A 12,846-nucleotide genomic window follows, 5' to 3' on the forward strand; every position below is an offset into this window, starting at 1 on the left:
GGCTAGGACCGTGAGTCGTCGAGCAAAGATCGTCTGCACCCTTGGCCCCGCCACCTCCTCGCCGGAGCGACTGCACGAGCTCATCGCCGCCGGCATGGACGTGGCCAGGTTCAACCTCTCGCACGGCAGCCACGAGCTGCACAAGGAGGTGTTGGACCGGGTCAGGGCCGCCTCCGACGAGGTGGGACGTGCCGTAGGCGTGCTCGCCGACCTCCAGGGACCCAAGATCCGCGTCGGCCGCTTCGCGTCGGGTCCGGTGCGGCTCGGCTTCGGCGACGTCTTCACGATCACGACCGAGGACGTGCCCGGCGACCGTGACATCGTCTCCACCACCTACGCCGGGCTGCCCGGCGACGTGAAGCCGGGCGACACGATCCTCGTCGACGACGGCCGCCTCCATCTGGAGGTGACCGACGTGGACGGCCCGCGCGTGACCACCCGCGTCGTCATCGGCGGCATGATCTCCGACAACAAGGGGCTCAACCTCCCCGGCGTCGCGGTCAGCGCGCCCGCGCTCACCGAGAAGGACGAGACGGACCTGCGCTGGGCGTTGCGCACCGGCTTCGACATGATCGCGCTGTCCTTCGTGCGCTCGCCTCGCGACGCCGACATCGTGCGCGGGATCATGGAAGAGGAGGGCGTGCACCTCCCGCTGCTGGCCAAGATCGAGAAGCCGCAGGCGGTCGCCTGCCTGGAGGAGATCGTCGACGCCTTCGACGGCGTCATGGTCGCCCGCGGCGACCTCGGCGTCGAGCTCCCGCTCGAGCAGGTGCCGATCGTCCAGCGCCGCATCATCGAGCTGTGCCGCGACAAGGCCCACCCGGTCATCGTCGCCACCCAGATGCTCGACTCCATGATGAGCGCGCCCCGGCCGACCCGGGCCGAGGCCTCCGACGTCGCGTACGCCGTCATGGACGGCGCCGACGCGGTGATGCTCTCCGGCGAGACGTCGGTCGGCAACTATCCCGTCGAGGCGGTCTCCACCATGGACCGCATCGCCACCGCCGCCGAGAGCGCCACGCTGCACGCCACCCACACCCTGGAGCGGCGGCCCGAGACCACCGGCGGAGCCATCGCCCGCGCCGCGGCCGAGGTCGGCGCGATCGTCGGCGCCAAGGCTCTCGTCGCGTTCACCATGTCGGGCGAGACCGCGCGGCGGTTGGCGCGTTACCGCTCGCCGATCCCGCTGCTCGCCTTCACCTCCAACCCGCAGGTCCGCGGCCAGCTCGCGCTGACCTGGGGCGTCGAGACCTTCGAGGTGCCGTTCGTGCACCACACCGACGACATGGTCCGCCAGGTGGAGGCGTCTCTGCTCACGCTCGGCGACTTCGAGAAGGGCGACAAGATCGTGATCGTGGCGGGCTCCCCGGCCGGGACCCCGGGCTCGACCAACTTCCTCCGCGTGCACACCATCGGCGCCGCGGTCGCCCACCCGCGCTGACCGGCGCCCCGGACAGGCACGTGACCCGGTGGCCTCCCGGCCGCCGGGTCGTCGTCGTATGGGACCGGGCCCGGCGCGGGCGAGGGGCGTGGCGGCGCGGAGATTCGAGGCGTGGCGCGGCTGGTGGCGGCGCGGTGCGGCGATTCGAGGCCGGTCGCGGCTCGCGGATCCCGTGAGAAGTGCCTCGTCGCGCCACACTTCTCTTACGTCCTGCTATATAGCAATAACGTTCGGTGACGAAAAAGTGGTTGATCAAACGTGGCGCCTGGGCAACCATGGCGGGAGCGAGCCATCCCCCGTCAGTGAGGAGTGTCACGCCCGGCCATGCCCTCAGCATCAGGTTCCACCTCAGGCCCCCGGAAGTCCTCGTGGAACTCGCTGTGGCGGCTGAAGTCCTATCTCCGCCCTTACACCTGGCCGCTGGTCCTCGTGTGGGCCGCCGCCGTGCTCGGCATCGCGGCCGGCATCCTGACCCCGCTCGTCGGCAAGGAGATCATCGACGGTCCCGTGGCGCACGGGGAGCAGGGCGGGCTCCTCCCGCTCGGGCTGCTCGCGCTCGCGCTCGGTGGGGCCGAGGCACTCCTCACCTTCCTCCGCAGGTGGTCCCAGGCCGCCCCGGTGCTCGGCCTGGAGACGGCGATCCGCGACGATCTCTACCGCCACCTGCAACGCCTCCCCATGCGCTTCCACGACGAGTGGCAATCCGGGCAACTCCTCTCCCGCGCCACCACCGACCTGTCGACGATCCGGCGGTTCCTCGGCTTCGGCGTCCTGTTCCTCGTCATGAACATCCTCCAGCTCACCACCGTGATCGCGGTGCTCCTGCGGATGTACTGGCCGCTCGGCCTGCTCGTCGCCGGCTCGGCGATCCCCGTCGTCGTCCTGTCGCTGCGCTTCGAGAAGCGGTACATCCGCATCTCACGCCAGGTCCAGGACGAGCAGGGCGACCTCGCGACCTTCGTCGAGGAGTCGGCCCTGGGCATCCGCACGATCAAGGCGTTCGGGCGGCGCCGCCACGTCGCCGAAACGTACGACGGCCTGGCCGGGAAGGTCCACCGCACCTCCCTCGTGAAGGTGCGGCTGTCCTCCCGGTTCTTCACGTTCCTCGAGGTGGTGCCGAACGTCACCCTCGCGATGGTGCTGCTGCTGGGCGCGCTCGCCGTCGGCGGCGGCTGGCTGACGCTGGGCACCCTCGTGGCCTTCACCACGCTGGTCCTCCAGCTCGTCTGGCCGGTCACCTCGCTCGGCTACATCCTCGCGATGGGCCAGGAGGCCATGACGTCGGCCGACCGGGTCGTCGAGGTGCTCGACACCATGCCGGAGATCACCGGCGGCACGGACGTCGTCGGCGCCCCGCGCGGGCACCTGCGGTTCGAGGGCGTCGAGTTCCGGTTCCCTGGCGCCGACCGGCCCGTGCTGCGCGACGTCTGGCTCGACGTGAAGCCGGGGGAGACCGTCGCCCTCGTCGGCGCGACCGGTTCCGGCAAGACCACGCTGACCGCTCTGGTGCCGCGTCTGGTCGACGTCACCGCGGGCCGGGTCACCGTCGACGGGCACGACGTGCGCGACCTCTCCCTGTCGTCGCTGCGCTCCGTGGTCGCCACCGCCTTCGAGGAGCCCACGCTGTTCTCGATGAGCGTCCGGGAGAACCTCACCCTCGGCAATCGCGACGCCACGGACGACGAGGTGCGCGCGGCCCTGGAGATCGCGCAGGCCACCTTCGCCTACGACCTGCCCTGGGGGCTGGAGACCCGGATCGGCGAGCAGGGCATGTCCCTGTCCGGCGGCCAGCGGCAACGCCTGGCCCTGGCCCGCGCGGTGCTCGGAAGGCCGCGGATCCTCGTCCTCGACGACACCCTCTCGGCGCTCGACGTGGAGACCGAGGCACTGGTCGAGGAGGCGCTCCGCGGCGTCCTCGCCGACGCCACCGGCCTCGTCGTCGCGCACCGGGCGTCGACCGTGCTGCTCGCCGACCGGGTCGCGCTTCTGAGAGACGGCACCATCACCCACATCGGCCGCCACGCGGACCTGCTGGCCGGGGTGCCCGAATACCGGGCGCTCCTCGCCCAGGACGCCGAGCTCGACCCGGAGGAGGCGCTCCAGTGAGCGGGGGAGTCGCGGGGGACACGTGGCGCGGCGTCGCCGCCGAAGACCAGGATCAGCTCTCCGACAGGGTGTCGCTCCTGCTGCGGACCCGGTCGCGCCGGCTCCTCGGCGACCTGCTCCGCCCGCACCGCCGCCCGATGGCGCTGCTGGTCGCGATCATCGTGCTGTCGAGCGGCGCCGGGCTCGCCATCCCGTACCTCGTCGCGCTCGGCATCGACGACGGCATCCCGCCGATGCTGCGCGGCGGAGGGCCCGGAACGCTGCTCGTCACCGTCGCGGCGCTCGTCACGGCCGCGCTGGTCCAGGCGCTCACCCGGCAGGCGTTCCTGCGGCTGTCGGGCCGCATCGGGCAGGACATCCTCCTCGAACTCCGCCGCCGCGTCTTCGACCACTTCCAGAAGCTGTCGCTGTCGTTCCACGAGAAGTACACCTCCGGCCGGGTCATCTCCCGGCTCACCTCGGACGTCGAGGCGATCTCCGAGTTGCTGGCCTCCGGCATCGACGGGCTGGTCACGGCGGTGCTCACGCTCTCGGGCACCGCCGTCATGCTGCTCGTGCTCGACGCGCACCTCGCCGCGGTGGCGCTGCTGCCGCTACCCCTGCTGTTGCTGTTCACCCGCTGGTTCCGGCGGGAGTCCAGCGTCACCTACCGCAGGACGCGGGAGGCCGTCGCCCTGGTCATCGTCCACTTCGTCGAGTCCATGACCGGCATCCGCGCGGTCCAGGCGTTCCGCAGGGAGCCGCGCAACCAGGAGATCTTCGAGAGGCTCAACGACGGCTACCGCGACGCCAACATGCGGGGCATGCGCCTCATCGCCGTCTTCATGCCCGGCATCAAGCTGATCGGCAACGTGACCGTGGCCGCCATCCTGCTGTACGGCGGCTGGCTCGCGCTCCACGACGCCGTCACGGTCGGGGTGCTGGCCGCCTTCCTGCTCTACCTGCGCCAGTTCTACGAGCCCATGCAGGAGATCAGCCAGTTCTACAACACCCTCCAGTCCGCGGGCGCCGCGCTGGAGAAGCTGTCCGGGGTGCTGGAGGAGGAGCCCGCCGTCGCGGAGCCCTGGCGCCCCGCGGCCCTGCCGTACGCCAAGGGGGCCGTGCGGTTCGACGGCGTCGAGTTCTCCTACCCGGGCGGCCCGCCGGTGATCCCCACGCTCGATCTGGAGATCCCCGCCGGGCAGACGGTGGCGGTCGTGGGCACCACCGGCGCGGGCAAGACCACGCTGGCGAAACTGATCTCCCGGTTCTACGACCCGGTGGACGGCCGCGTCCTGCTCGACGGCGTGGACCTCCGCGACCTCGGCGAGCCCGTGCTGCGCCGCTCGGTGGTCATGGTCACCCAGGAGAACTTCCTGTTCACGGGCACCGTCGCCGACAACATCAGGTTCGGCCGCCCCGAGGCCCCGGACGAGGACGTGGTCGGCGCGGCCCGGGCGATCGGGGCGCACGACTTCGTCGCCGCGCTGCCGGACGGCTACGACACCCAGGTCGGCAAGCGGGGCGGGCGAATGTCGGCCGGGCAGCGCCAGCTCGTCGCGTTCGCGCGGGCCTTCCTCGCCGATCCGGCCGTCCTCATCCTCGACGAGGCGACCTCCAGCCTGGACGTGCCCAGCGAGCGGCTCGTCCAGCGGGCGCTGCGCACCATCCTCGCGGACCGGACCGCCGTGATCATCGCGCACCGGCTGTCCACGGTGGAGATCGCCGACCGGGTCCTCGTCATGGAGGGCGGCCGCGTCGTCGAGGACGGCCCGCCGGAGCGGCTCATCGCCGGATCGGGCCGGTTCGCCCGCCTTCACCGCGCCTGGATCGACAGTCTCGCCTGACAGCGGCCGCATGGGAGATGCCGAGGCGACGGGCGGCGTCGCTGGTCGTGAGCCCCGACTCGAGGAGCCGGGGGGCGCGTCGGCGCGTGGCGGAAAAGTACACGCCCTCGATCGCGCCGAGCGGAACTGACAGTTCCTGGCTTCGCGCAAGTGATGAAAGTGCCCCGGGTGGGACTCGAACCCACACTGTACGGGTTTTGAATCCGCTCCCTCATGCCAATTGGGGTACCGGGGCTTCAATCCGGACTCTATATGCCTTGTCCGGACCCGTCGCCGACGAGCCTAGTGGATGAACGATCAACCACACGACTCCTGGCGTGGTCCTACTGTAGTGGACATCGGTAACCTCTTGTGCGTGACTACGCAGCGGCGAGTGGTGATCGCGGAAGACGAGGCCCTGATCCGCCTCGACCTCAAGGAGATGCTCGAGGAGGATGGCTACGCGGTCGTCGGGGAGGCCGGTGACGGCGAGACGGCCGTCAAGAAGGCCATGGAGCTGCGCCCCGACCTGGTGATCCTCGACGTGAAGATGCCCGTGCTCGACGGGATCTCGGCCGCCGAGCGGATCGTCTCCGAGCGCATCGCGCCCTGCCTGATCCTCACCGCGTTCTCGCAGCGCGACCTGGTCGAGCGGGCCAGGGACGCGGGTGCCATGGCCTACCTCGTGAAGCCCTTCACCAAGGGCGATCTCATCCCGGCCATCGAGATGGCCGTCAGCCGCCACGAGGAGATCGCCGCCCTGGAGAAGGAGGTCTCCGGCCTCTCCGAGCGGCTGGAGACCCGCAAGCTCGTGGAGCGGGCGAAGGGCCTGCTCATGGCGCAGCACGGATGGACCGAGCCGCAGGCGTTCCGCTGGATCCAGAAGGCGTCGATGGACCGCCGCCTGAGCATGCGCCAGGTCGCCCAGATCGTGGTCGAGGACGCGACCGAGAGCTGAACCGCGCGCGAGCCCGCCGGGTCCTCCGCGTCCTCTGACACGCCGGCCCGTATGGCGACGACCCATCGGGACGCCGGTAAAAGCAACCATCCTGGCGATGGTTCATGCCCACAAAAAAGTACGAAATGGGTTTTTTGGCGGGTTTGTTACCAGATCGATTTTGAACCGAATCGCTTTGCGTAACAAAGCCATAACTGTGATGACCTCTGTACCGACCTGTGACTTCCTGGAGTTGTACTACCGCACACGACCCCTCGGCTGACCGCTGTCTTGGGGCGGACGCGTATCCGATCCCCTCGGGGGATCAAGCGAAAGGAAGGCAACCTTGCGATCCACGATCGCTCGCCTCGGTGGCGTCGTCGCCGCCGGTACAGCGCTTGTCCTCGGCCTCGCGGCCTGTGGAACTGAGGAGTCGCCGACCGGTGCTCAGAACGGTGACGGTGCCACCACCCTCAAGATCGGGTTCATGGGTGACCTGACCGGGGCCAACTCCGCGCTGATGATCCCGCCGTCCCAGGGCGCCCAGCTCGCCGTCGACGAGTTCAACGCCAAGTCGACCAACGTCAAGGTCGAGATGGTGAAGTACGACAGCCAGGGCAACCCCGACCAGGCCGTCACCCAGGCCCAGAAGGCCGTCACCGAGGACAAGATCGTGGCCCTCGTCGGTCCCGGCTTCTCCGGTGAGTCGCGCAACGTGGGCCCCATCCTGGAGCAGGCCAAGATCCCGAGCATCTCGGCCTCGGCGACCAACCCCGCGCTGGCCGACAACGGCTGGAAGTTCTGGCACCGCGTCGTCGCGAACGACGACGTCCAGGGTCCGGCCGTCGCCGACTTCCTGGTGCAGGCCAAGTCGGCGAAGAAGGCCTTCGTCGTCGACGACGCGCAGGAGTACGGCGCCGGCCTCGGTGACGCGGTGGCCAAGGAGTTCGAGGCCAAGGGCGTCAAGGTCGAGCGTGACAAGATCGACCCCGAGGGCTCGGACTACTCCTCGACCGTCACCAAGGTGAAGGCCGCGTCGCCCGACGTCATCTTCTTCGGCGGCTACTACGCCCCGCTCGGCCGGCTGCTCAAGCAGCTCCGCGACGGCGGCGTGACCGCGGTCGTCTCCTCCGGTGACGGCTCGGTCGACAAGGCGCTCGTCGAGGGCGCGGGCAAGGCCGCCGCGGAGGACGCCGTGCTCGGCTGCCCCTGCCTCATCCCGTTCGGCTCCGACGTGCCGGAGCTGAAGGCCTTCAGTGACAAGTACAAGGCGAAGTTCGGCGGCGACCCCCTCATCTACGCCACCGAGGGCTACGACGCCATGACGTCGTTCCTCAATGCGATCGAGGCGGGCAACACCACCTCGGAGAAGATCAACGAGTACATCTCCACGATCGACTTCAAGGGCGTTTCCAAGCAGATCAAGTTCAATCCGAACGGTGAGATCGCGGCCAGCGTGATTCACATCTACCAGGTGAAGGACGGCAACGTGACCTGGCTGGGTGACACCTCGCAGGCTCAGCTGAGCTGACGCGCAGAGAAGCGATCTGAGAACGCTGAGGAGCGGGAGCGAATCCGCTTCCGCTCCTCACTGCCCGGCGACCCCGGTTGCCCCGGTTCGAAAGCGACCACCGTGCTCAACGACTTCATCAGCCAGGTCGGTCCCTCCACCGTCGGAGGTCTGGCCAGCGGCGCTATCTACGCGCTGATCGCCCTCGGCTACACGATGGTGTACGGCGTGCTCCGCCTCATCAACTTCGCCCACTCCGAAATCTTCATGATCGGCTCCTTCGCCGCGCTGTTCGTGATCATGCAAATGGGGATCACCGAGCCGCTCACCGGAGTGGCGCTGGTCGGCACGCTGCTCCTGCTGCTGATCGCGTCCATGGCGGCCTCCGGCGGCGCCGCCGTCGTCTTGGAGCGAGTGGCCTACCGTCCGCTGCGCAAGCGGGGGGCCTCCCGGCTCGCGGCGCTCATCTCCGCGATCGGCGCGTCGATCTTCCTCCAGGAGCTCTTCGCCCTGGTGATCATCCCCGAGGTGTTCGACCGTCCCTCACAGGGGCGCAACCAGGTCCCGGTCCCACGGCTCTTCGACCGTGAGACGGTCTTCTCGGTCGGCAACACCGACATCAGGAACGACCACCTCCTCATCATCGGCGCAGCGGTGATCATGATGATCCTGCTGGACGTCTTCGTGAACCGCACCAGGATCGGCCGCGGAGTCCGCGCGACCTCGCAGGACCCCGAGACCGCCGTGCTCATGGGCGTGAACATCGACAGCATCGTGCGCACCACCTTCCTGGTGGGCGGCGCCATGGCCGGCGTGGCGGCGCTGCTCTACACCATGGAGTTCGAGAACCTCCGTTTCAACATCGGCTTCCTGCTCGGGGTCAAGGCGTTCACCGCCGCGGTGCTCGGCGGCATCGGAAACCTGCGCGGGGCGCTCCTCGGCGGGCTCGCACTCGGTCTCATCGAGAACTGGGGGTCGATCTTCTTCGGCTCCGAATGGAAGGACGTCATCGCCTTCACCGTCCTCGTCCTCGTCCTCCTGTTCCGTCCCACCGGCATCCTCGGTGAATCCCTCCAGCGAGCGCGCGCATGAACGCTAACTCCACCATCCGCGACGGAAACCCGTTGGCGATGCTCAGGCAGACGGTCGTGGGTTACAGCGACCGGGTGCGCGACTGGTGGGCGACCGCTCCCGGCTGGGCGCGCTGGACCGTCTACGGCCTGCTGATCGCGTTGGCGATCATCGCGCCGCACCCGGCCATCGGGTCGTTCATGTCCCCGCACTCCCACTGGGCGTCGCTGCTGTTCAGCCCGATCGGCACGTTCGTCCTGCTGGCGGTGGGCCTGAACGTGGTGGTCGGCCAGGCCGGCCTGCTGGACCTCGGTTTCGTCGCGTTCTACGCCATCGGCGCCTACACCATGGCGGTCTTCGGCACCAAGTACGGCTGGAACTTCTGGGGCGTACTGGTGGTCGGCATCTTCATCACGGCGGTGTCCGGGATCATCCTGGGCTCGCCCACGCTGCGGCTGCGCGGAGACTACCTGGCGATCGTCACACTGGGATTCGGGGAGATCGTCCGGATCACCGCACAGAACACCGAATACATCGGCGGCGCGCGGGGCATCACGAACATCCCCCACCCGCAGCCGATCTTCGGGGTGGAGTTCTTCCTCGATCCGCTGCCGTACTACTACCTGCTGCTCGCGGCGATCGTGCTGGTCGTGATCTTCGCGAAGCGGCTGGAACGCAGCCGGGTCGGCCGGGCTTGGGAGGCCATCCGGGAGGACGAGGACGCCGCCGAGCTGATGGGCGTGCCCACATTCAAGTTCAAGCTGCTGGCGTTCTTCATCGGAGCCATGATCGGCGGTCTCACGGGCGTCATCTGGGCCAGCAAGGTCATCGCGATCCAGCCGCCCAACTTCCCGTTCATCCTCTCGGCCACGATCCTGGCCGCCGTGGTGCTCGGAGGCTCGGGCAACCTGCCCGGCGTCATCATCGGGGCGTTCCTGATCGCGTGGCTTCCGGAGCGGTTCCGCGGCTTCGCCGACTACCGCATCCTCATCTTCGGTGCCGCGCTCGTGCTCATGATGGCGTTGCGTCCGGAAGGGCTGTTGCCTCCCCGCCGCCGTCGCGCCGTCACCGGCGAGGTGTCGAAGCCGGAGACGCCCCCCGCGGGCGGTGACGAGGCCGGCGACGACCGGCCCGCCGAGGAGGTGGCGAAGTGAGCCAGCCCGACAAGCCGCTCCTGGAGCTGCGCGGAGTCACCATGCGCTTCGGCGGAGTGCAGGCGCTCGGCGGAGTCGACCTCACCATCAACGAAGGGGAGATCTTCGCGCTCATCGGCCCCAACGGGGCGGGCAAGACCACGGTGTTCAACACGATCACCGGCGTCTACCGGCCGACATCGGGCGAGATCGTCTTCGACGGCCAGAAAATCAACGGCCTGAAGCGGTTCAAGGTGACCAAGCGCGGCGTCGCCCGCACCTTCCAGAACATCCGGCTGTTCCACAACATGTCGGCTCTGGAGAACGTCCTGGTGGGCTGCGACGCGCACCATCGGACCGGCGCGGTCGGGGCGGCCCTCGGGCTGCCGTGGCACCGCCGCGAGGAGAAGGGCGGCCGCGAGCGGGCGATGGAACTGCTCGAGTTCGCCGGGATCGCTCACCGCGCCGACGAGACGGCCAAGAACCTGCCCTACGGCGACCAGCGCAGGCTGGAGATCGTCCGGGCGCTCGCGACGGAGCCCAAGCTGCTGCTGCTCGACGAGCCCGCCGCCGGCATGAACCCGGCGGAGAAGATCGACCTGCAGAACCTGATCAAGGCCATCCGCGACGCGGGACGCACGATCCTGCTGATCGAGCACGACATGGCCCTGATCATGGGCATCAGCGACCGCATCGCGGTGCTGGACTTCGGGCAGAAGATCGCCGACGGTCTCCCGGCCGAGGTGCAGAACGACCCGCGGGTCATCGAGGCGTACTTGGGAGCTCCGGCAGATGCTTCTTGAGATCAAGGACATCCACGTCCATTACGGCAAGATCGAGGCTCTCAAGGGCGTCTCTCTCGAGGTCGGCGAAGGCGAGATCGTCACCCTCATCGGCGCGAACGGTGCGGGCAAGACCACCACGCTCAAGACGATCTCGGGCCTGCGCTCGCTGTCGTCCGGCAGCATCGTGTTCGACGGCAAGGACATCAGCCGCCTGCCGGGGCACAAGCGGGTGCTCGTCGGCATCGGCCAGTCCCCGGAGGGCCGGGGGGTGTTCCCCGGCATGACGGTGACCGAGAACCTGCTCATGGGCGCGTACACCCGTCGCGGCGACTTCACCAAGGAGCTGGACGAGGTCTTCGAGCTGTTCCCGCGCCTGGCCGAGCGGAGGAACCAGATCGGCGGCACGATGTCGGGCGGCGAGCAGCAGATGGTCGCCATCGGCCGCGCGCTGATGAGCAAGCCCAAGGTGCTCCTCCTCGACGAACCGTCGATGGGGCTGGCCCCCATGCTCGTGGCGCAGATCTTCTCGATCATCAAGGAGATCAACGACCGCGGGACCACGGTCCTGCTCGTCGAGCAGAACGCCCAGCAGGCCCTCCAGCTCGCCCACCGGGCGTACGTCCTGGAGACCGGCAGGGTGGTCAAGTCCGCCCCGGCCGCCGACCTCCTCGACGATCCGCAGGTCCGCGAGGCGTACCTGGGCGGAGCGCTGGGACAGCACTGACGGCTCGGGACAACGGAGGCCGGTCGGGGAGGCGTTTCCCGGCCGGCCTTTCCGCGTCCACACGCTCAGCGGACGGGGATGTCGACGCCCTTGGGCGGTGTGACGGAACCGAACGGCGGCTCGCCGAACAGCCGGAGCTTCACGATCTCGGCGTCCTTCGGCACGTCGAACCAGAGGTCGAACTCCATGCGCACGAAGCTGCCGATCATGACCTCGTCGGGCTGGCGCTTGATCGCCTGGGTGGAGTTGTCGACGTGGAACACGCGCCCGTCCGACGCGACGAGAAGCTGGCGTTTGGCCTCGAACTTCTGGTTGGTCCGGTCGACGTTCTGGACGACGATCCTGGCGCTCGCGAACCGGCCCTTGGCGTTCCACTCCGCGTGGCTTCCGATCACGCTCGACATGCCGTCCTGGAAACCGATGAGCCAGAACCGCGTCAGACCGTCCACGGCGAGGGACGGAGTGATCACCTTTTCACCGGGGCGCGCCGATTCCGCTGGAAGCGCGTAGGTGTGCGCGGGAACGGGTTTCGCCGGCGCCTCCGAGCACCCGGTCGCGAGGCCGGCGGTGACCACAGCGACGAGCACGGGCAGTTCGGCTCGGGCAAACCACGGCATTACCGCACGATAACCCCGCGTGCCGCTCCGCACACCGGCATGTGATCGGGCGTTCCCGGATCGTTTCCTCCGCGCGACCTTCGGAGGTGAGCGGGGCGGCGCCGTCCCGTCTCATCGGGCCCGTGGCGGCCTTTGGGACCGTGCACAGCTTCCCCGGCTCCGCACGTTGTCTACTCGGCGCGCCACGGGCTCCGAGCGGACTACGGTAGCGACGACACCGCCTGCCGTGCAAAGAAACGGCAGGATCCGTTCCGATCTGCCTGCGGATCAGCCGGCATCGCGCAGCATGCACGTGAGCCGTGCGGTGCAGACCCGGCGGCCCTCGTCGTCGCTGATCTCGATGTCGTACGTGGCGAGGCTGCGGCCGCCGTGGACGCGGGTGGCCACCGCGGTGACGTGGCCGGACGTGGCCGAGCGGTGGTGGGTGGCGTTGATTTCGATGCCGACGGCGATCCGTCCCGGACCGGCGTGCAGAGCGGCGCCCATCGAGCCGACGGACTCGGCGAGGACGCAGGAGGCGCCGCCGTGGAGCAGGCCGTACGGCTGGGTGTTGCCCTCCACGGGCATACGCCCGACGACCTTCTCCGGGGTCGCCTCCAGGAGTTCGATGCCCATCCGATCCGGGAGGTGCCCGCGGCTGATCTGGTTGAGGAACGTCACGGACTCGTCGGGATTGGTCAGGGTCAAGGGGATGCCTCCTGTGCGCAAGAGCCTGCG

Annotated in this window: 11 protein-coding genes and 1 tRNA gene; 9 read left to right on the top strand and 3 right to left on the bottom strand. The window is 69.0% G+C overall.

Translation table 11 applies throughout. The annotated features are described in order from the left end of the window. Nucleotides 1–10: 10 nt before the first annotated feature. The 3 genes from pyk to QSK17_RS07260 all read left to right on the top strand — a co-directional run bounded on the left by pyk (nt 11) and on the right by QSK17_RS07260 (nt 5,373). Complete coding sequence (gene pyk, locus QSK17_RS07250) at nt 11–1,441, top strand: pyruvate kinase (protein ID WP_285703664.1); 1,431 nt, start codon at nt 11–13, stop codon at nt 1,439–1,441. A gap of 324 nt (nt 1,442–1,765) precedes the next feature. Further along, entirely contained in the window at nt 1,766–3,547 is a 1,782-nt protein-coding gene (locus tag QSK17_RS07255) for an ABC transporter ATP-binding protein (RefSeq protein ID WP_285703665.1), read from the top strand. Then, on the top strand, nt 3,544–5,373 hold the full coding sequence (locus QSK17_RS07260; RefSeq protein ID WP_285703666.1) for an ABC transporter ATP-binding protein: 1,830 nt from the start codon (nt 3,544–3,546) through the stop codon (nt 5,371–5,373). Before QSK17_RS07255 ends, QSK17_RS07260 begins: the two co-directional genes overlap by 4 nt. A 160-nt stretch (nt 5,374–5,533) precedes the next feature. Here QSK17_RS07260 and QSK17_RS07265 read toward each other — a convergent pair. After that, nucleotides 5,534–5,608 (bottom strand) — tRNA-Leu (locus QSK17_RS07265). A 138-nt stretch (nt 5,609–5,746) separates the two neighbouring features. On the opposite strand from QSK17_RS07265, the gene QSK17_RS07270 reads away from it, so the two are divergent. From QSK17_RS07270 to QSK17_RS07295, 6 genes are all read left to right on the top strand, one after another. Beyond that, nucleotides 5,747–6,310 carry an ANTAR domain-containing response regulator gene (locus QSK17_RS07270; protein ID WP_285703730.1) on the top strand — a complete coding sequence of 188 codons (564 nt, stop codon included), beginning with the start codon at nt 5,747–5,749 and terminating at the stop codon, nt 6,308–6,310. A gap of 325 nt (nt 6,311–6,635) precedes the next feature. Next, nucleotides 6,636–7,820 (top strand): branched-chain amino acid ABC transporter substrate-binding protein, encoded by a 1,185-nt coding sequence (locus QSK17_RS07275; protein ID WP_285703667.1) that lies wholly within the window; start codon nt 6,636–6,638, stop codon nt 7,818–7,820. 102 nt (nt 7,821–7,922) lie between these two features. Next, nucleotides 7,923–8,891, top strand: coding sequence for a branched-chain amino acid ABC transporter permease (locus QSK17_RS07280; RefSeq protein ID WP_285703668.1), 969 nt, complete (start codon nt 7,923–7,925; stop codon nt 8,889–8,891). Continuing rightward, nucleotides 8,888–10,024 (top strand): branched-chain amino acid ABC transporter permease, encoded by a 1,137-nt coding sequence (locus QSK17_RS07285; RefSeq protein WP_352231774.1) that lies wholly within the window; start codon nt 8,888–8,890, stop codon nt 10,022–10,024. The genes QSK17_RS07280 and QSK17_RS07285 overlap by 4 nt, the downstream gene beginning before the upstream one ends. Continuing rightward, on the top strand, nt 10,021–10,806 hold the full coding sequence (locus QSK17_RS07290) for an ABC transporter ATP-binding protein (RefSeq protein WP_285703669.1): 786 nt from the start codon (nt 10,021–10,023) through the stop codon (nt 10,804–10,806). Before QSK17_RS07285 ends, QSK17_RS07290 begins: the two co-directional genes overlap by 4 nt. Further along, a complete protein-coding gene (locus QSK17_RS07295; RefSeq protein ID WP_285703670.1) occupies nt 10,796–11,512 on the top strand; it encodes an ABC transporter ATP-binding protein in 717 nt (238 codons plus the stop codon). The genes QSK17_RS07290 and QSK17_RS07295 overlap by 11 nt, the downstream gene beginning before the upstream one ends. Nucleotides 11,513–11,577: 65 nt before the next feature. On the opposite strand, the gene QSK17_RS07300 is transcribed toward QSK17_RS07295, so the two are convergent. Beyond that, nucleotides 11,578–12,129 carry a DUF4352 domain-containing protein gene (locus QSK17_RS07300; RefSeq protein ID WP_285703671.1) on the bottom strand — a complete coding sequence of 184 codons (552 nt, stop codon included), beginning with the start codon at nt 12,127–12,129 and terminating at the stop codon, nt 11,578–11,580. 267 nt (nt 12,130–12,396) lie between these two features. Beyond that, nucleotides 12,397–12,816, bottom strand: a complete 420-nt coding sequence (locus tag QSK17_RS07305) for a PaaI family thioesterase (protein WP_502889155.1) — start codon at nt 12,814–12,816, stop codon at nt 12,397–12,399. Nucleotides 12,817–12,846: the final 30 nt, after the last annotated feature.

It is taken from the genome of Microtetraspora sp. NBRC 16547 (genome assembly GCF_030268965.1).
Lineage (GTDB): Bacteria > Actinomycetota > Actinomycetes > Streptosporangiales > Streptosporangiaceae > Microtetraspora.